Source organism: Paenibacillus senegalimassiliensis (assembly GCF_001486585.1).
GTDB lineage: Bacteria > Bacillota > Bacilli > Paenibacillales > Paenibacillaceae > Fontibacillus > Fontibacillus senegalimassiliensis.
In genome coordinates this window covers 22,591-43,075 of record NZ_LN909043.1, presented here as the reverse complement: position 1 = coordinate 43,075, position 20,485 = coordinate 22,591, and the positions used below count along the sequence as shown (strand labels likewise).

Genomic DNA, 20,485 nt, shown 5'->3' with positions numbered 1-20,485 from the left:
TTGTTGTTTATCTCGGCATAACCTCAGTGGCCGGTCTCCGCAGCAGCAGGAACACGACAACGAGGAAAATCATACCCTTCACCAGCGATACGACCTCAGGTGGAACGCCCACCATCACCAGACCATTGTTCAGCAATACCAAGGTAATGCTTCCCACAAAGGCTGAGCTCATTCTGGAACGGCTACCCCCGTTGAGCGCCATGCCACCCAGAATCAGCGCGACGATAACGTCCATCTCCAGTCCCATCCCGGTGTTCTCACTAATCACCGCCGAGCGGGACAAGGAGAGAATCGAAGCGACCCCCACCAGGATACCCGCCAGCAGATAGGCAATAACCTTGGTCCTCTTCACTCGTACACCACTCTGTGATGCGGCCAGCGTATTGTCGCCAATCGCTTTGTTTTGCTTGCCCATCTTCGTCAGATGGAACAATACATAACCAACCACACCCACCAGCACGATAATGGTTACGATTAGAGGCATGTTTCTTCCCAATTCCCTTAACGGCTTGACATCCACCAAGGCAATTTTAGTCACGGAGGTGGACACCTGATAGGTAACGATTCCACGGGATACAATCATGATTGCCAATGAGGCAATGGCGGCCATAAGGCCAAACTGGTTGGCAATCAGCACATTGACCATATAACAGGTGACCGATACGATTAAGGCCACCAAAATCCCTAGCACAAGCGGTGCCCCTGCATTCATCGTGTAAATAGCAGCCATGGAGCTTAGCGCCAACACCGCCCCTACCGAAATATCCATCCCCCCATGGGAGAAAATGAAGATCATTCCTACGGTTATCGTAAATAAAATAACGAGTTGCTTGAGTATCGTTCGAACGTTGAATTCAGATAATAGCGCTCCGTCCGTCATGAGCGTGAACACGAGCAATACGAGCACCAGCCCGGCATACTGGATCAACGTGTGTTGATGTTTTTTGAAAAAAAGTTTCATCGTTGTTTCTCACCGCCTTGCCTAAATCATGTAGTCGATCAGCATAGATTCACTTAATTGCTCGTCCCGCCGGAATTCCTTATTAATTCTTCCGTCCTTCATCATCAGAATCCGGTCGCTCATGCCGATCAATTCGGGGAGTTCCTCCGAGATGATCAAGATCGCATAGCCCTGCTGCTTCAGCGAATAGAGCAGTTGATACATCGTGGTCTTCACGCCAACGTCAACACCGCGAGTTGGACTATCAAGAATCAGAATCTTGGAATCATTGCCGATCCATTTACCGAAGGAGACTTTCTGTTTGTTGCCCCCTGACAATTCCCCTACGCGCTGATTCATCCCGCTGGCCTTGATATTCAGTCCCTCCATCTGCTTGCGGGCAAACTGCTTCTCAGCTCCCGGCAAGACGAGACCGAATTGGGTTAGCTTCCCGAGGGCCGACAGTACGAGGTTTTCTTTGATCGAGGCTTCCATAATTAAGGTCTCCCGATCCCGGTCCTTGGACACATATCCGACCCGGTTGGCAATCGCCGTCTGGACATTTCTGATCTTGGTGGGGGATAATTCTCCCCCCGCAGGATTCTTGTGCCCATATACGATAACTTCGCCCTGCTGTGGCTTCAACTCACCGAAAATAACCTTCCCTACCTCATGCATACCACTGCCTGACAATCCGCCGATTCCGAGGATTTCTCCTTGGTACAGATCGAAGTCAATATCGTGAAGGGTGTCCGTGTGAACGTCCTTCACTTGAATCATGGCCTGCTCCCCACGTGAAGCGACATCATCGCTTCTATAGTAGTTGCCTTCAATCACTCTGCCGACCATCGATTGCTTGATATGATTTTCTTCGAAGTCTGCGCGGTCTATGGTCGTAATTAAATCACCATCGCGCATGATCGTCAGCGCATCGCAAACCTCCATTAACTCGGGAAGGTCATGAGAGATAAATAGGACTGCTTTATTCAGATCACGCAGCTTGTGCATCAACCGATGAATCAGAAGTCTTCCGTCGTGCGACAATGCCGTGGTCGTCTCATCCACTATGAACAATTCCGGCTCATGATACAGCGCTCTCGCGATTTCAATTAGCTTCCGCTGTTCGAAATTCAAGGTGAAGGTCGGCTGTGATACGTCTACCGGGCCAAACTCCACAAGCTCCAGCGCTCTCTCTGCCTCCTCAAGCATCCGCTTGCGATCAACAAAACCTCTGCGCAGGAATCGCTTCTCATCTCCCAGAAAGATGTTCTCCGCAATGGACAAAGGACCGATGGTTCCGGTCTCCTGCACAATCATGGAGATTTTTCTGGCCCGGGCATCCAGCGGATTCTTGGGAACATAAGGCTCACCTTCGACGTAGATGTCCCCATCCGTCTTCGGCAGCAAGCCGCTGATCATCGCGGAGATGGTTGATTTACCGGAACCGTTTTCACCAATCAGTCCACGAATCTCCCCACGATAAATCTTCATGCTCACCTTGTTCACGGCCAAAACCTCATTAAATCTCTTCACGATGTTTCTGGTTTCTAAAAAAACGGGTTTGTCCATGTCAACCTTCCTTCAATTTTGATATCGCTTTCTTCCCGTGGCCCAAGTGTAACACGATCAAGAATGCGCTATAACTGCTTCATTTATCTTCATTAGGGCAATAATTTAACCAATCATAATCGCCAAATCCTAGAAATGCTGACACAAAGTTAAAATTCTCCCCCTTATGAGCGTCACAAACAACAAAAAAGCACACTTTCTACTGAAAGCGTCCTGATTTTTCTCTTTGAAGCTCCTATATCCCGGGAAACCAAATATCTTAGCATAGAACAGGTTAAATATTAACTATAGTTTTTATCATGGATAGAGTAATAATTTAACCTAAATCATTAATTTCCAACATTTCACTCTTTAGCATTGTGGATTACATTAATATTTAGTACACTCTGAAAAAAGCATGGAATTAACAAACCAACCATCAAGGAGTGCTTGAGCTTGGAATTTCGCCATGAGATTATCAACTTCCCCAAAAAGCTCCCTATCAAGTTTTTCCTGCACCGCATCGGCAGTGTAAGCCGACATTGGCATCAGTCCTTAGAGCTTATTGTAACCATGAAGGGACAGGTCAATATCAATGTCAACAATATCTCCTATCAGCTAGGCGCTGGAGACCTGATTCTCATTAATTCCAACGAAGTGCATGAGCTACATTCCGAAGACGCCACGATGGTCGCCTTGCAAATCAAGCTGGAGTTGCTCAAGGAAGTCGTTGTCGATCTGAAGAAGATGTATTTCGACTGTAATACAGCCAAGACGAACCAACCCGAGATGTTCAGAAATATCAAGCGCATCGTCGCCCAAATTCTCCAGCACAACATCAATGCTTCGGAGTTTATTGATTTGAAGAATGCCTCCCTCGTCTATGAATTGATTTACGAGCTATGCACGCATTTCAGCAGTGAGGAACAAGGGGGTACCCGCCAGCCCAAGGAAGCTCTGGATCGGCTGCGCCGCATTCTTGATTATGTGAACAGCCATTACAACGAACCCCTGTCCTTGCAAGAGGTGGCGAAGCAAGAGTTCCTGTCCGTTCCTTATCTGTCCAAGTATTTTAAGAAGAAGCTTGGCTTATCTTTCAGTGAATATTTGAAGGATCTGCGCCTGCATTATGCGGTAAACGATTTATTGAACGAATCGCTGACGATCGACAAGATTGCCGCCAAGAACGGATTCCCCAATGTGCGCTCCTTCGTAACGGCATTCAGTGAGAAATATGGTGAGCTTCCTAGTATATGGCGCAAGAAGCACGCGGAGGAAGTATCGGGAAGCATTGAGACAACCAAAGAGAAGTCTGTGAATTATTATCAGGACGAACCTCACTCTTATCACCAGGAAATTTCTTTGTTTATCGAGAATAATTTGGGGGAGCCCTTGGCCGCAATCCCGCCACAGACCCATTTGCAGCAGCTCTCCACCACCCTCCAGGTGAATGTGAACAAGCCGATTGTAGAGCTGAAGCATCACTTCAAGAACTTCATCGGCGTGAGCCGGGTGAAGGAAGTGCTATATGCCGATGTTCAGGAAGCCTTGCGTACGGCCCAGCAGGAAATCGGGTTTCATTACATTAAGATGCATGGGCTATTAGATGATGATCTGATGGTGTACGGGGAGGATGCCGAGGGGAAGGCCATCTATAATTTTCGGCTGATCGATAAGGCGTTCGACTTTCTACTATCCGTTGGCTTAAAGCCCCTCGTACAGTTTTCATTTATGCCCGGCAAGCTGGCCAGTGATTTGTCCAAAACGGTCTTCTACGCCAACATGAACACCAGCCCACCTAAGGATATGGATAAGTGGAACCGATTAGTCGAGGCGTTGACGCGGCACTTGATCGGACGTTACGGTATCAGGGAAGTGCGAAGCTGGATGTTCTGTGTGTGGAACGAGCCCAGTTCATCCAATCTGCTCTTTGGCTTCAAGCAGGATGAGACCTTCTTCTCCCTGTACAAGAATACCTACGACACGGTGAAGAGCATCGATCCGCTGTTATCCTTTGGCGGACCTGCCGCCTTCTCAACCTACAACAAGAGCGAGGACTGGCTGTTCTCTTTCCTGAACTTCAGCCGGGATCATGCCTGTCTGCCTGACTTTATCACCGTTCATTATTACGACATCGACCTCGTGCCGCAGAACAACCATCTCAGTATGGACAAGCAGCTTAACCTTAGCCCGGTGACCGATTCCTTCCAACAATTTATCGACCGGCTCCATGGTCGTCTCTCGGAAGAAAGCTTGTCCCATCTGCCGGTATACATGACGGAGTGGAACTCCACGGTGTCTCACAAGGACTTGATGAGCGATACCTGCTTCAAATCCTCTTACGTGATCAAGAACATTACCGAAAATTATGATCGTCTGGACTCCTTTGGCTACTGGCTCCTGACCGACATGCATGAAGAGAACCGGTTGCCACAGCAATTGTTCCACGGCGGGCTTGGTTTATTTACGTATAACAACATCAAGAAGCCAGCCTATCACGCCTTTTACTTCTTGAACCGGCTTGGAGATGAACTGATAGACCAGGGAGAGGGCTATTTTATTACCCGGCAAGGGGGAAATTATCAAATTCTACTGCATAATTACCATCATTATGATGATATTTACGCTAATGGCATCTCGATCAGCATTTCGCACAAAGAGCGTTATTCCCATTTTCCCAACAAAACCAAACGAGAGCTGCGGCTAGAACTTGCCCCCTTGGTTGGACATTACGAGATCAAGCATTCTATCGTAAACCGTAGTTATGGCAGTGCCTATGATAATGCCTTGAATCTGGGTCAAGCGGCCGATTGGTCGGCTGGAGATATCGATTACCTCAGACAAGTTTCCATTCCCAGGATTAAAAAAGAGCTATGCTTTACTAGCGATATATTATCGATTCAAGCGGTGCTGGAGCCTTTCGAAATCCGCCTGATCGAAATTTCCGAAATTCATGAGGGGGAGGCCACCCTTGCATTCCCATCCGCCCATTCCAGCAATAAGTGGAGAGATTCCAAATAATTGACATATGGTAAATTACTCTATATGATAATTAAAAAAGGAAAAATGTGGATGGGAGGTATTTCTTTGGATTCGTTATATCTTAACGACCTCAAAGTCGATTCCTTGGTAGACTTGTTAAAGGCTACCTATACCTTGGAAGACTGGGACAAAATGATTGAAATCTCGGACAAGCTCTATCAGACTACACAAGAATCTGAAGAAAATGTAAAAATCAAACGTTCCAGTTGTGAAAGGCATATCGTATATTACGTTGGCTACAGCCAATTAATGAAGGGAATCGCCTTACAAAATAAGGGACAGTATAGCGAAGCTAAAGAACTTATAGATAATTATAGCGATCTTTCTTGGCTGGAGGATGGAAGTAAAGAGGCAAGCAAAGAGGTCTCCTTCTTCAACATGTTCGCCAAAGCTAATTTGCTTGCGGTCAATGTTCTTGAAGGGAATTTGGAGTACCTTGATCCCTATGTTCAGTTTCTAAGAGAATCACGATTGGATGAGCTAATGCCAGGATTACTTAACATTATTGATTCTTCGCTGAAGAATGATTTTGAAATTGACGATTTATTAGCGTCGTTTAAGATCGAAATGAATAGAGCCATGGATTACTATAAACATAAAAGAGCATTATACATCATGAAAGTGCTTAATAAATTATCCATCTATTATCTCGCAAGAAAACATTATCATATTGCAATAGATACCATCTTACAAGGATTGGAATTCTCTAATTTGCTTAGTGACACCAGAGCATTTAGAAAGTTTACTATCATTTTTGAATCCATTCGCAACAAGACTAGTGAAGATCAGCAGTTGCGATATTCTTCAATGATCCATCAACTTCTTAAGGAGGAATTGAGTCATGAAAAAAACATATCTTTCCGTGATGGTAGTTTTTTGCCTGCTTAGTGTAATCCTCGGACCTGTGGTAACTAATCCATCTATCATTTCTACATACAGTCATGGGGTAGAACATTAATTCGTGACTATTTTATCAACAAAGCACCGATCCCTCTGCTTAGGGATCGGTGCTTTTTCATTTATAGTACGTGTTCAAAAAATCGAATTTTCAGGACCGAAGATTATGCTTCCGATGTGCGTTTTTTCAAAACGCTTTAGGTTGGATGAAGCCAGGGACTGAGTAGCGGAGCTACACTTTTTCGGAGAAAACGACTTCGGAAGCATACGGGTACGTGAGCAACTACAATGTTTCTGAAGGAAACATGCTACGTAAGCCTACGCTTGGCCCGGGTGAATTCAAGATTCGATGTCGAATTCGCTTCTTGAACAGCTTCGTCCTGGGAAGACGACTTTTTGAACTACCTCTTATATTGGAACCTCAGATCGCCGATATGTGACCCACCAGTGATACTTCCTGCCGGGCTTGAGCTTCCTGGTTCAACAGACCCGCGATTCTCTCCAATCCATTCTGCAAAGTTACCCTTGGACAGGCCAGGTTAAGCCGGATACAGCCCTCTCCATTAGCCACAAACATTGAACCATCCTCCAGCAGTACGCCTGCCTTCAAGGCAAAGAATAGGGGTAAGTCCTCTCCACGCTCCACATAATGACTAATATTCACCCAGGCCAGATAGGTTGCCTCGGGAATCTGGAACACGGCTAACGGAAGATGCTCTGCCAGAAAAGCCTGTGTAAACTTGAAGTTGTCGTCGAGGTAGCTCTTAAGCTCAGATAGCCAATCATGACCATGCTCATAAGCCGCTTGCGTGGCCGCAATGCTTAACGGGTTTTTGAAGGCATAATGACGTTTGCACCAGACCTCCCGCAGCTCCTTATTGGGGATAATCACGTTGGAGAACATCAGGCCCGCCATGTTAAATGTCTTGCTTGGGGCCATGCAAGTGATGATCTTGTCCGAGGCCGGATGTACCTTGGCCAGAGGCGTATGGGTAAGACCCTGCCGTAGAAGATCACAATGAATTTCATCGGAGATTACCCATAGATTGTTGCGCAGGCAGATGTCTCCGACTCTTTGCAATTCCTCCTGGGTCCACAGACGTCCGGTGGGATTATGAGGATTGCAGAAGATGCACAGGGTTACTTTCTCATCGCTGGCCTTCCGCTCCAAGTCTGCGAAATCGATGGTGTATTGCCCATTATCATAAATCATCTCCGACGATATCCACTCCAGACCATGATGGTCCGCTGCCTTCTGAAAGTAAGCATACGATGGTGTCAGGAATAGCACCTTCTCATCGGGCTTGCAGATATACTCGCACAATTCATACAAGGCCGGGATGATGCCTGGAGAAGTACAGAGCTGTTCCTCGGGGAAGCTCCAATCATAATATCTCCGGGTCCAAGACACCACAGCTTGATAATAAGCAGGATCGAACACCTGACTGTAGCCGAGAATTCTTCTGTCCAGACGATGGGTAATCGCCTCAATAATCTCCGGCGGCGTGGCAAATTCCATATCGGCAATCCACATGCGTGTCAGTTCTTCATCGGGATATGGAAAGCTCAAGGACTGCGGGTCGTGATTGCCAAAGATAAATTCACGGAAGCCGTCCGTATTCATCGCATTCGTGCCTGTCCGATCAATAATCTCGTCAAAGTTGTATTTCATGCTGCTCGACTCCTTCTTCCAAATCTCTTAGAGTCATTATTCCATATTCTCAGGATCGCCTCACGAGACAATAATATCGCCATAAGAAACAAAACCTTACATTTGTTTCTTTTAAATACACTTAACAATGAAAAACATGCTATAATCATGAAAAAAATCAATGTATGTGTTTTTTTGCAGTTTAGTGTATTCTAACGAAACAGCTCTAAAGGAGTGGAAACCGATCGTGCAGATTAATGAGGAGATTGGCAAGAAGATCCGGAGTATTCGCAAGTATAAGGGACTTTCCGTGGAGGATTTGGCCACTCTCATATTCAAGAGCAAGGCCACCGTATCCAAATATGAACGCGGCAGCATTACCTTGGATGTAGAGACCTTATACGCCATAGCCAAGGCGTTGAATGTACAGGTAGAGCAACTGCTGTATATGGAGCCTCGTACTCCCGCGCCGCTTACCCCCAGCCTTCCGGCCAGCTTCTTCCGGAACTCAACGCGATTCTATTCCTACTTCTATGATGGCCGAATCAATAAGCTGGTCAGATGCGTAGTGGATATGATGGCCGAGACAGAAGGCGGCGGCTACAAAACGCTGCTATACATGAACGTCAAGGATTTCGAGCATTATCTGCAATGCGAGAATTCATATTCCGGCTACACCGTGCACTACGACACGCTAACCACGCTGATCCTGACGAATCAAGCAACGCCCCTGGAGAAGCTCACTATTCATATTCTGGCTTCCTTTCTGGAATCGGAGCAGAAGTGGGGGCTGATGTCCGGTGTATCCTTCCGTCCCTTCATGCCCATCGCGCTGAAGATGTTATTCTCGAAGACTCCCTTGGAGGAAACAAAGGAAATGATTAACGAATTGAAGATCTCTAAGGACGATATCCGCAAAATGAAGCTCTATAACATGCTGTCTGTGACTTGATCCGTCCCATACACCGCTGTTAGGACTGCAATTGAAATGATTCTGTAACAAGTTTATTTTTAACAAGCAACAGCGTCTCTTGCGTTAAGTTAATATGCATGAGATAACCTTCAAAACTTCCAAACGTAGACAATATATAATCAAGCATTGTCTCAATATACTTTGGCTTGGATTGCATTAGCTCCAATGGTAAATCTTCTTGATATTGTTGCAGTATTGGATTTTCTTTAATATATACCTCTGTAACGATATAGTTAGCAATAATATCCGGTTTGCTAACACCCGCTAAGCCAAGCAATAACATCGCGATAATACCGGTTCTATCCTTGCCTGCTGCACAATGAAACAACACGCATCCTTCCTGTGCCGCCATAAATTCAAAAACCTGTTTAATAGCGTCCGTTGCACTTTTAAGAATTTCCAGATAAAAGTCCATAATAAATTGTTCTGGAAGTATTGTTCTCGCTTTCGTAAGATCAGGGTTTACTGCATCAGATCCAACCAAGGGGATATTAATATAGTTAATTGGGCTAACGGCCGCTAAGGCATCAGGATGACTATCAAGCTCTGCAGCACTTCGTAAATCTACAACTGAGGTTAGACCATAATTTAATAAAAAATCGATGTCTTGCTGATCTAATGCTGATAAATCATCCCCGCGTAGGAAGCTACAATACATAGTTACCTGCCCATCTTTTGTCGGATATCCGCCCAATTCTCTTACGTTAAAAGCATTTTTTAAAGGTAGATGAACCATATTCTTCATAGTTACCTATAGACTCCTTTAGATCAATTTTTTCAATCGATTCACAACAATCTCTACGATCAGCATGCTAATAAATATAACAATAATAGTCGTAGAAATAGCGGCATAATCATATCTGCCTAGCGACTTCATTAACATACTTCCGATACCTGCTACGCCTACCATCCCTAGATTGATAGATTCTGCAATACCAATTTCCAGCTTAATAGCTGTCCATGACATAAATGGTCTAATTACGCTGGGAAGCAAGCCTTTAATTACAATGGAAATCCAGCCTGCCCCCGTCGTTTTGAGTGCCTCAATAATATTAGAACCCTGTTCCTCAATACTAGCTGTGAATGCTTTGGTCAGGTAGCCTACTGTTGATATAATTAACCCAATCATTCCGGCTGTACTGCCGAAGCCAAGACTTGCCACTACCATCAAAATCCATACTAAGGCAGGCACAGCTCGAATAACGGCAACACTTCCTTTAATAAACGCTGCTAAAATTCCATTCGGGGTGATATTGCTAGCTGATAAAAATGATAAAATAATGGCAATAATTAAACCAATAAACAGTCCACAAATTGCGATTGCCGCTGATGCCAACATTGCTAATAAAATAGGACCAATATTGCTCAAATCAATCGTCATTAATTTACTTAGTACTGTTCCCGCATCACCAATGCGTGTAATAAATTTACCAATATCCAGATCCAAGGACGTAAAGCTAACATAAAAAAGAGCGATTAAAGCGACAGTAATGCTAACTGTTCTGATTTTGTCCTTCGTTCTAGACAATTTAACCGTCGTGTTCATCCTCTGCCTCCTCTCTCCCTTAGTGAATCAGCTTACGCAGCTTATTTGTGCAGTATTCGGTAATAAGAACCATGGCAGCAAGAATAATAATTAACGAGAGCGCTTCATGATATTTGAACAATCTCATATTGGTCTGGATCATAATCCCGATACCTCCTGCTCCCACCATTCCCAAAATAGCAGATGCTCTCATATTGATTTCAAAGGAAAATAAAGTCCAGTTAATCCAGGCGGGTATAAATTGAGGGATCAGACCATGAATAATAATTTGCCAATATGATGCTCCACAAGCCTTCAAGGCTTCAAGCTTAGAGCCTGCAATTTCATTAATAGATTCTGAATAAGAACGTGCCAGAAAACCTAATGTTGCCAGAATCAGCGCAATCAGCCCCACCATATTGCCAATGCCGAATATATACACAAGAAGTGCTGCCCATGCCAATACAGGCACATTGCGAAGGAACGATAGAACAAACCGAACAGTGAACCTCAGCCAAGCAAACCTATTTGTTTGTTCTGAGAGTAAAATGCCAAACAATAAGCCTAGCACAGCAGAGATATAGGTTCCTACAACAGCAAATAAAATAGTATCGACAATTAACGGCACATATTTATTGATATTATCAAAATTGGGCGGTAGAAAATTGTTAACAAAAAATGCGATAAATTCAGGCACAGCAATAAATGCTGACCACGGATTAATTTCCAGCAAAATAAATGCGCCGATAATGATAGCTGCAACAAGCAAAACAATCAAACTTGTTTTCCAACGATTTACTGTTGATAAGGCTAAATCAGCATTTTCAATTTCATTACGCATATGAAGATACTTCCTTATCGCTAAGTTCAACTTGGTGCTGCTGGGAGGCTAACGTCATTTGTTCTTCTTTTCCTTTATAAATATGGGCAATCATATCTTCGGTTAGTTCAGTTGGCTTGCCGTCAAACACTACTAAGCCATCTTTTATCCCTACAATTCGACTTGCATATTTTTTGGCAAAATCAACCTGGTGTAGGTTAACGATGCACGTCAGATTTCTTTCAGTCGTAATTTCTTTAATCTGATCCATTACAACATTTGCAGATTGCGGATCTAAAGAGGCTATCGGCTCATCAGCCAGCAGCAATTTGGGTTGCTGCACAATCGCTCTGCAAATTCCTACCCGTTGCATCTGCCCTCCCGAAAGGGCAGACGCTCTTTTATAAATATGCTCTTCAAGACCAACCTTTTTGAGCAAATCATATGCTTCACGCTTGTCTTCCGCACTATATAACCCCAAAGTACTGCGAAAAAGAGACATTTTACCTAAGCGTCCATACAATACATTTTTAATTACATTCACTCTATCAATCAAATTGTAGTGCTGAAAAATCATACCGATGTTAGCACGCTGCATCTTTAATGAACGTCCTTTAATTTGCTCCATATGCACTCCATCAAATACAATCTCGCCTGCAGATGAGTCAATCATCCGATTGATACAGCGAATAAACGTCGATTTACCCGCGCCTGATGGACCAATGACTACGACAAATTCACCTGCGTCAAACTCGATATCGATGCCATTTAGAGCATATGTTTTGTGCTTATCATAAGTTTTCTTTAAATTTCTAATTGATAATAGCGGACTACTCAAAACTCTATTCCTCCTCTATTTTCAAAATTTTAACCATCTTTTCCACTTCAGCATAATCGGCATCCTTTGCTTCTATAAAGCGAGTAGCGGAATCTTGATAAAAGGTTTGAAAATAGACTTCATCCGCATATTGAAGATAAAAATCCTTGATTTTGTCCTTCAGCTCTTGTGGCAGATCTTGCCTAATGACATATAAAGCATTTGGAATTTCTGCCGTTTCGTCAATAATTTTGATCTCATCCTTGTTAATCAAACCCGCTTTGTCCATCATGTTAATCGTCTGAAATGCTACTGCTGCGGCATCGTAATCACCTTTAGCAACACCCATCAGGCTTGTGTCATGTTTCCCTGAAAACACAGTTGTTTTGAAAAAATAACCTGGATTCTCCAATTGCTCTGTATCAAGCTTTAAAGCATCTAGCAATTTAGCTTTGGGATACATATAACCAGACGAGGATGCCGGATCAACAAAGGCAAATGTTTTTTCTTTTAAATCCTCAAGGGAATTAATATCTGTTCTTGATTTTTGCGTTACAAATACCGTTTTATAAGGATCAGCACCCATTGTTTTTGTAGTAACCAACGGATCTACGTCCGCCATTTTTTTAGCCTGATAATAACTCATAGGAGAGACGAGCAAAATATCAAGTTTGCCAGCCTTCAGAGCTTCAAGTCCTACTGAATATTCAGCGCCCTCTAGCTCCTCTACCTCTATGCCAAGCGTTGTTTCCATAGCCTCACGAAAAGCATCATTTTTGGTGCCTGCATCTGGATTGTTTTCATCAGGCATTTGTACAATCGTAATTTTGTCCGGCATTTCTGAGCCAGTCCCCTTTGAAGAAGTGCCCTTTTCATTTCCGCAAGCCGCTAAAAGCGTTGTTGCCAAACCTACAGTCAAACCCATAAGTAATATTTTTTTGAGTAACATAAAAACATTTCCTCCTCTTAATTGTGGACTCCCATATGTTGATCACCATCAATGCCTTTCGTCCTTTACCCTGTAGCTAATCCTCCTTTATAGTAGTTGTATACAACTCGTATTTTATAAATGATAGCGAGAAATTGTAAATTTTGAATAGTGAAATATTCATATTCATGTAAAAATGCAACGTCGTAACTTGTCCGCGTATTGCTTTATGAATGGATTGCATGAGCTTAGAATATAAGATAAGATTATTTTGCTAATCTATTGGAAAGGAAATGAAAAATGCCATCTCCATCCTTGGCTGACGTTGCTTACAGCAAAATCAGAGAAAAAATAATAACTGCCCACTATATGCCCGGGGATTTACTGTCGGAAAATGAATTGGCTGAGACACTAAGTATGAGCAGAACGCCCATTAGAAGTGCTATTGCCCATTTAGAAGTAGAGGGATTTGTGACTTCGTTCAAAAATAGAGGGATATTTGTCAAGGAGTTGTCTTTAAAGGAGATTTTTGATGTTTTAGAGGCCTTTTTGTGTATGCAGGAATTTGCTATAAATACCGTAATCGAGAGAGACTCCTCGCTAAATAACGAGGAACTTGAAATACACTTAAATGCGCAAATAAAGGCAGAGCAAGAAAATGATTATATTGCTTATATCAATCATGCAATGGCATTCAATCGCAGCTTAGTCTATGCTGCAAACAACCAAGTGATACTCAAATTAATGGACTCCATAATAGATAAAATGATTCAGTTCGGTATCGTCAATTGGAAGCTAACCCCTAATCAGATTCACTATTCTGGCAATCTATTAAATACATCGATTTATGAAGCAATCTGTTCCGCAAATTACTCCAAGGCCAAGCAAATGTGCAGGCAAAAATACTTGGATAGCCGCGAATCAATTTTGAATTCAAGAATATACAAAAGTTACTAGTATTGAATTACACCAGAAGTGTTTTCATGCTGCTCTTCGTTGGCCACAACCTATCAACGATGATCGCAACACAAAGAACCCGTTGCCTGTGACCTGCCAGCCCCTTTCAGGAGAAACGGCTACAAGAACTTCTTTGGAGGATGATCGCACCCGTGAGCCGTCTATGGAACAACTCAATCTACCCGAAGCTCGTTACGGGCTTCTTGTTAGCCATTATCCCCGTATACATTGTAGCGATGATTCTGAATGAATCCGGGGCCAATCATGTCCGGGAGAAGAACACCCAATCCATTCATGCCCGGATGACCTTCTATATGCGCTCACTAGAGCAGGAATTAAGCAGTACCAAAATGCTGATGAACAATCTATCCCAGGACTCTGATCTGCAAAAGCTAAGTACCATTGCACCCGCTATGCCCCGCTCGGAATATTTCCAGTCTGTTAACCGATTGCACGATAAGATGCGTCTGCTTCAAGGCTCCAATCAATACATTGAATCTGCCAAAGTATATATTCCATTAATCAGTAAGACCATTCAGGAGTCCTCTTATGTAGACCCACTCCCGGAAAATCAAGTAGCTGCGTTGATCGATGCGCCGAATAATGTGATATTTAGCTGGAATCACAAGCTGCTCCTCGGTCTGGCCAACCCGGACTATCCACGTTCAGGTAAGGACCCGGGCTTCGTCATTGTCACCGAACTCTCCATTTCGGATTTGCAGCAAGCTCTGTTAACACTGGCTACAGGTAGTGGAGGGGCGGCCATCATCAGTTCGGATCAAGGCTGGTCGATCTTCAACGCCGGAGGTGAAGAACTCGGAGCTCAAATTCTGAGCAAGGTTGACCAAGAAGGCTTGGCGGAGGCCCGCTTACTGAAGCAGTCGTATGATGAGAATATATCAGTTGGCAATGCTGCTTATTGGACAAGCGTCATGCATTCGGATTATTTAAATGCCGATTTGGTCATGTTTGTGCCGCAATCGGAATTCATTGGTCCACTCAGTCAATACCGCATGATCCTATTCGGGTTATCCACCTTCTCAATCATCGTCGTGATCGTATTCTCTTATTGGATTTATAATCGAATTCATCGTCCACTTCACCGTATGGTACGCGCCTTCCGCAAGATTGATATCGGTAATTTGCAGGTGAAGCTCACGCATGTACATAATGATGAATTCCGCTATCTTTATGAGCAATTCAATTTGATGGTCGAACGACTTGAGGTACTGATTGATGAGGTCTACGAGCAGAAGATTCGCTCCCAACGCTTCGAGTTGAAGCAACTCCAGTCGCAGATCAATCCACATTTTCTCTACAACAGCTTCTTTACGTTGCATCAGATGGGCGAAATGCATGACTTCGAAAATATCGTCCGCTTTACCCGAATCTTAGGGGAATACTTCAAGTTCATAACACGAAATGCCTCGGATGATGTGGCCTTGGAGGCTGAAGTAGCTCATGCCAAAGCTTATGTCGATATTCAGACGATCCGCTTCCGCCACCGAATTACGGCTCACTGGGAGCCAATTCCCGAGGCATATACCAGCTACGGCGTGCCCTTGCTTGTCCTGCAGCCCTTGATTGAGAATGCTTATGAGCATGGCCTTGAGGACAAGGAAGCGAATGGCCGCATCGAAATTAGTATGTCTGATAATTCTGATGGCCTGACCATCTGTATAGAAGATAACGGAGAAGCACTGACGGAGAGCAAACTGACTCAGTTGCGAGACTTACTAGCTTGTCCTGAGGTGAACAGCGAGGTTACCGGGCTACTTAATGTGCACCGCCGCTTACAACTGAAATTCGGTCCAGCCGGAGGATTGCAATTATCACGCAGCCGCCTGGGTGGATTGAAAATCGAGATGAGACTTCCACCAGAAAAGGGGACGAGGCACGATGTATAGATTGCTGATTGTTGATGACGAACCTTATATTGTAGATGGATTAGCGGACCTGTGCGAAGGGGCAGCAACGCTTGATGTGGAGGTCTATAAATCCTACTCCGCCAGCGAGGCCTTGAACTGGCTCAAGCGCACAAAGATCGATATCGTCTTGTCGGATATCAAGATGCCTGGACTCAGCGGCCTGGCCCTCCAGAAGGAGATCCGTCGTTATTGGCCCAATTGCAAAATTATTTTCCTGACCGGACACGATCAGTTCTCCTACATTCAAGAGGCTACCCGAGGGGGCAGTATTGATTATATTCTCAAGGCAGAAGGCAACGATGCCGTGCTAAGGGCGCTAGAGAAGGGAATTCGCCTGCTTGATCAGGATATGGAGGCGGGCAGCCTGGTCAGCCAAGCCAAAGAGAATATGCGCAAGGCCCTCCCCTTCCTCCAAAAAAGATTTGTCCTTGATTGGCTGCAAAGTGGACCTGAATATTTGCAGGCCCAGAACATCCATGAGCGGTTTGAGGAACTGGATATGCCGCTTCATGCCCAGCTTCCTTCCCTGATGCTGCTGTGCCGGGTGGATACCTGGAATGACCAGGACTCCTTGGGGATGCGTTCTCTATACCTGTATGCCATCGAGAATATTATGAGCGAATTGCTCAGTCCTATGGTGTCTTATATCGCGGTGGAATATGACCGAGCAAAGATGGTGTGGCTGCTCCAATACCGTGAAGGTGAACTGGAGGCAGGCGAAAGCCATGAGGAAGCCGTAAAACGGGTAACTCGCTTTGTTCACGGGACGCTGGAACAAATTCAAACGGAATGCCGAACTTTGCTGAAGCTCAAAACCTCATTTGCCGCTTCTAATGAATGGGTGTCATGGAAGCAGCTCCCCTCCAAGCTGGAGACCCTTCGCGAGCTGCTGAGCAGCGGCTTGGGCATTGGCCATGAATCCCTGCTCGTCGAGGCGGCTCTCGAAGTACAGCCTGCTGTAGAGTCCGGCATGAAGGCGCGTTCGCGAATTCATTTGAAGAGAATCGAACTGCTTCGCGGCTGCTTGGATAACGGAGAGAAGGAAGAATTTTATACACTGCTTACTGAGGTGACGAGTGTATCGGATGCCTCATCGGGAAGCTATGAGTTCTTGCTGCGCATGGAAATATACTACGAATTGGTTGCCGTCTTCATTCCCCATATCGTCGAATTCCAGGAAGTGTGTGGAACGAAGCAGATTAATTTTGACGAACTGACCCAGTTCAAGGCACATGAATCCTGGGAAGCTGCTTGCGCTTTTCTGCGGCAGTTATCAGACCTGATCTTCTCCCACAAGGAACAGAATAAATACGAGCAGCAACACGAGGTCATCATTAAGGTCAATCATTACATTGAGCAAAATCTGGCAGGCGATTTGTCATTAACCCAGATCGGAGAGATGGTCGGACACAACCCCTCCTATTTGTCTCGCTTGTACAAGCAAATTACAGGAGAAGGCCTATCCGAATCGATTACAGCAGCCAGATTAGCCAAAGCGAAGGAATTGCTCAGCAGCACCAACATTAAAATTCATGAAGTCGCCGCTTCTGTCGGTTTCATTTCACCGCCTTATTTTTATCGTTTCTTCAAAAAAGCTACCCATTTGACTCCTCAGGAGTATCGAGAGTTAAAAAATACGTAAACGGAAGATAGGAATGTAAAAAGCTTGAAGTAGATCGTGCTTGGGCTGCTCTCTATAATTTAAAGAGAAGAGAATACAACGCTTGAAGAAAAAAGCAATATCTAGCAGATTCTTGAGGAGGGTACACATGAAGAAAAGCAAGCTGGGTTTAAGTACGCTGGTTATGATCATGGCTTTCTCGCTAGTATTAAGCGCCTGCGGCACGGGCAACAATGCTGCATCTAATCAAGGGGCTGCAGACAGTGGAAGTAATAATGAAAGCGTTGTCAACAATGAGAATGCCGATCCCTTTGGCAAATACGATTCTCCGATTGAACTAAGTGCCATTCGCTATGTCAGTGAATCAACCAAGTTCCCGAATGGACATGACATTAATAACAATGTCTGGATGGATTTCTACAAAAGCTTAGGTATTAACGTGAATTATAAATGGATTGTTACAGGCCAGGAGCAATATGAATCCAAGGTCAACATTGCGATCGCCTCCAACGACTTGCCCGATTTTATGGAAGTTAATGAAGAGCAATTAAGACAATTGGCGGATGCCGGGCAATTAGCAGACTTGACGGATGCCTTTGAGAAATATGCTAGTGATGATCTCAAGGAATTAATGTCTATTGAGAATAATGCGCTGCCCTCAGCGACATTTGATGGGAAATTACTGGCTATCCCTTCAACCCAGCCGGTGATTGGTGGCTCTGCCCCACTTCTTTGGGTAAGAGAGGACTGGATGGAGAAGTTGAACTTGCCAGACCCTCAATCGTTCGATGATGTAGTAGCGATTGCTCAGGCCTTCCAAAGCCAGGACCCTGACGGCAACGGTAAATCGGATACCTACGGCATCGGGTTGACCAAAGATATCGGACTCGCTACCACTTCCCTCGGGTTGTTCAATTCTTTCGAAGCCTACCCCGGGATTTGGATTGAGAAGGATGGCAAGCTGGAGTATGGCAGCATTCAGCCTGAGGTGAAGGAAACTCTCACCAAGCTGCAGGAAATGTACAAGAACAAGCTGATTGACCCGGAATTCGGGGTTAAAGATACGATTAAAATGTTTGAATCCATCACTAGCCACAAGATTGGTATGGTGGTAGGGCCAAGTTGGTATCCGGCCTGGCCGTTCTGGGATATGGTCAAAGAAGATGAAAGTGTAAAGTGGAAATCATATCCGATCCCTTCTGTGGACGGCGGTACTGCTACCGTACAAATGCCATTCTCCGTTAGTCACTATTATGTGTTGACCAAGGATTATGAGCATCCGGAAGTCATTGTGAAGCTGGCTAACCTCTATTATCAAAAATTGTACAGCGATGAAGCTGAATTTGATACTTACGGTCAAGTCATCGTTGATGAGGTGTCCATCGGAGTGAATAAATACTCCCTGGTTGAGGTCGTTAATCCGAATAAGGATTTGATTCGTCAGCAGGAATTGGAAGAGGCTTTGAAAACGAACAGCGATGCCGCCATCTCCAGTTCGGAGACAAAGATCATGTTCAAGGAATTCCAGACTTTCCTTGACGGCACTAATCCAGCCGGATGGTCCGGGTATGTAGCCAATGGTCCAGACGGCTCCATGAGACAGTTGCGCGAGCTTAACGATCAGAAAAAAGTGATCAGCAACAGCTTCGTTGGTGCACCGACCGAAACGATGGCGGACCGGAAAGCTACGCTGGATAAGCTGGAGCAGGAAACCTTCGTTCGAATTATTCTTGGCGAAGCCAGTCCCGATTCCTTCGATGATTTCGTAAGCAATTGGAAGAAGCTTGGCGGAGATGCCATCACGGAAGAAGTCAACGAATGGAATGCATCCAAATAAACCATCCGAAGTAACTGATTGATCAGGAGGAGAGGAGTCCATTCATCCCTCTCCTCTTTCTTTTCCCCCAAAAACCCCCAAGGAGGATGATCCGCTATGCTCGCCAAAAAATTTCGTCGTCAATGGCCGCTTCATCTGATGATTCTTCCAGGAGTTATTCTGGTACTCATCTACAGCTATTGGCCCATGGTCGGAATTGCAATGGCCTTTCAGAAATTCACACCCTTCAAGGGATTGTTCGGCTCCAAGTGGATTGGGCTTGATAACTTCCATTATGTATTTGCGCTACCGGAGACCGGACAGATTATCTGGAATACCATCTTTATCTCCATTATGAAGATTGGAGCCGGACTTATCGCTCCCATCACCATCTCCCTGTTGCTGAATGAACTTCGCAACGAACTGATCAAGCGGGGCGTGCAGACGCTCATTTACTTGCCCCACTTCCTGTCCTGGGTTATTCTCGGCGGTATCTTAATCGATATTTTATCTCCCACCAACGGGATTGTGAATCAGGTGCTGGGCTGGTTTGGCGTTGAACCGATCTTCTTTCTGGGAAGCAATAAATGGTTCCCTTATACCCTGGTCATGAGCGATATCTGGAAGGAATTCGGGTTCAGCACCATCGTATATCTCGCGGCCTTGTCCTCGATTAATCCGAGTTTGTATGAAGCGGCCACCGTAGATGGTGCCAGTCGCTGGAAGCAAACAATTCACATCACCCTGCCGGGCATGATGCCCATCGTCATCCTGATGGCTACACTCTCCTTGGGGAATGTATTGAACGCCGGCTTCGACCAGGTATTTAACCTGTATAGTCCGCAGGTCTACCAGAGCGGCGATGTCCTGGATACCTTCATTTATCGAATCGGGATGCAGAACGCACAGTATGGTGTAGGTACAGCGGTCGGCTTCTTTAAATCTATCGTTTCACTCGTGTTTATTACCACCTCTTATGCTTTGGCATCCAAATTTGCTAACTACAGAATATTTTAATCGGG

Annotated in this window: 16 protein-coding genes; 8 read left to right on the top strand and 8 right to left on the bottom strand. The window is 44.8% G+C overall.

From position 1 onward, the window contains the following. Window positions 1-7: 7 nt before the first annotated feature. Window positions 8-928 (bottom strand): ABC transporter permease, encoded by a 921-nt coding sequence (locus BN3279_RS03985; RefSeq protein WP_187377734.1) that lies wholly within the window; start codon window positions 926-928, stop codon window positions 8-10. 54 nt (window positions 929-982) lie between these two features. Next, window positions 983-2,446, bottom strand: a complete 1,464-nt coding sequence (locus tag BN3279_RS03980; RefSeq protein WP_232436751.1) for a sugar ABC transporter ATP-binding protein — start codon at window positions 2,444-2,446, stop codon at window positions 983-985. A gap of 498 nt (window positions 2,447-2,944) precedes the next feature. On the opposite strand from BN3279_RS03980, the gene BN3279_RS03975 reads away from it, so the two are divergent. Both BN3279_RS03975 and BN3279_RS03970 read left to right on the top strand, forming a co-directional pair. Then, the gene (locus tag BN3279_RS03975; protein ID WP_059049350.1) at window positions 2,945-5,509 is read left to right on the top strand and encodes a GH39 family glycosyl hydrolase; all 2,565 of its coding nucleotides are present in this window, start codon (window positions 2,945-2,947) and stop codon (window positions 5,507-5,509) included. 24 nt (window positions 5,510-5,533) lie between these two features. After that, on the top strand, window positions 5,534-6,418 hold the full coding sequence (locus BN3279_RS03970; protein WP_148466807.1) for a hypothetical protein: 885 nt from the start codon (window positions 5,534-5,536) through the stop codon (window positions 6,416-6,418). 430 nt (window positions 6,419-6,848) lie between these two features. Here the strand turns inward: BN3279_RS03970 and BN3279_RS03965 are convergent, their stop codons facing one another. Beyond that, window positions 6,849-8,099 (bottom strand): MalY/PatB family protein, encoded by a 1,251-nt coding sequence (locus BN3279_RS03965; RefSeq protein ID WP_059049348.1) that lies wholly within the window; start codon window positions 8,097-8,099, stop codon window positions 6,849-6,851. 226 nt (window positions 8,100-8,325) lie between these two features. Between BN3279_RS03965 and BN3279_RS03960 the strand changes: the two genes are divergently transcribed. Beyond that, complete coding sequence (locus BN3279_RS03960; protein ID WP_232436750.1) at window positions 8,326-9,030, top strand: helix-turn-helix domain-containing protein; 705 nt, start codon at window positions 8,326-8,328, stop codon at window positions 9,028-9,030. Window positions 9,031-9,049: 19 nt separating this feature from the next. Here BN3279_RS03960 and BN3279_RS03955 read toward each other — a convergent pair whose 3' ends face one another. The 5 genes from BN3279_RS03955 to BN3279_RS03935 are packed head-to-tail and all read right to left on the bottom strand — an operon-like array spanning window position 9,050 to window position 13,162. Beyond that, window positions 9,050-9,796 (bottom strand): tyrosine-protein phosphatase, encoded by a 747-nt coding sequence (locus BN3279_RS03955; RefSeq protein ID WP_059049347.1) that lies wholly within the window; start codon window positions 9,794-9,796, stop codon window positions 9,050-9,052. 18 nt (window positions 9,797-9,814) lie between these two features. Next, a complete protein-coding gene (locus BN3279_RS03950) occupies window positions 9,815-10,597 on the bottom strand; it encodes a PhnE/PtxC family ABC transporter permease (RefSeq protein ID WP_059049346.1) in 783 nt (260 codons plus the stop codon). Between the two features lie 19 nt (window positions 10,598-10,616). Next, entirely contained in the window at window positions 10,617-11,417 is an 801-nt protein-coding gene (gene phnE / locus BN3279_RS03945; RefSeq protein WP_059049345.1) for a phosphonate ABC transporter, permease protein PhnE, read from the bottom strand. After that, window positions 11,410-12,234, bottom strand: coding sequence for a phosphonate ABC transporter ATP-binding protein (gene phnC, locus BN3279_RS03940; protein WP_059049344.1), 825 nt, complete (start codon window positions 12,232-12,234; stop codon window positions 11,410-11,412). Before phnC ends, phnE begins: the two co-directional genes overlap by 8 nt. A gap of 4 nt (window positions 12,235-12,238) precedes the next feature. Continuing rightward, window positions 12,239-13,162, bottom strand: coding sequence for a phosphate/phosphite/phosphonate ABC transporter substrate-binding protein (locus BN3279_RS03935; RefSeq protein WP_059049343.1), 924 nt, complete (start codon window positions 13,160-13,162; stop codon window positions 12,239-12,241). Window positions 13,163-13,456: 294 nt separating this feature from the next. Between BN3279_RS03935 and BN3279_RS03930 the strand changes: the two genes are divergently transcribed. The 5 genes from BN3279_RS03930 to BN3279_RS03910 all read left to right on the top strand — a co-directional run bounded on the left by BN3279_RS03930 (window position 13,457) and on the right by BN3279_RS03910 (window position 20,480). Continuing rightward, window positions 13,457-14,098: a GntR family transcriptional regulator gene (locus BN3279_RS03930; protein WP_187377733.1), complete on the top strand. Its 642-nt coding sequence runs from the start codon at window positions 13,457-13,459 to the stop codon at window positions 14,096-14,098. A gap of 140 nt (window positions 14,099-14,238) precedes the next feature. Continuing rightward, complete coding sequence (locus BN3279_RS03925) at window positions 14,239-16,005, top strand: sensor histidine kinase (RefSeq protein WP_059049341.1); 1,767 nt, start codon at window positions 14,239-14,241, stop codon at window positions 16,003-16,005. Next, window positions 15,998-17,668, top strand: coding sequence for a response regulator (locus tag BN3279_RS03920; RefSeq protein ID WP_059049340.1), 1,671 nt, complete (start codon window positions 15,998-16,000; stop codon window positions 17,666-17,668). The genes BN3279_RS03925 and BN3279_RS03920 overlap by 8 nt, the downstream gene beginning before the upstream one ends. A 127-nt stretch (window positions 17,669-17,795) precedes the next feature. Next, window positions 17,796-19,484 (top strand): extracellular solute-binding protein, encoded by a 1,689-nt coding sequence (locus BN3279_RS03915; RefSeq protein ID WP_059049339.1) that lies wholly within the window; start codon window positions 17,796-17,798, stop codon window positions 19,482-19,484. 96 nt (window positions 19,485-19,580) lie between these two features. Then, window positions 19,581-20,480: an ABC transporter permease gene (locus tag BN3279_RS03910; RefSeq protein ID WP_059049338.1), complete on the top strand. Its 900-nt coding sequence runs from the start codon at window positions 19,581-19,583 to the stop codon at window positions 20,478-20,480. Window positions 20,481-20,485: the final 5 nt, after the last annotated feature.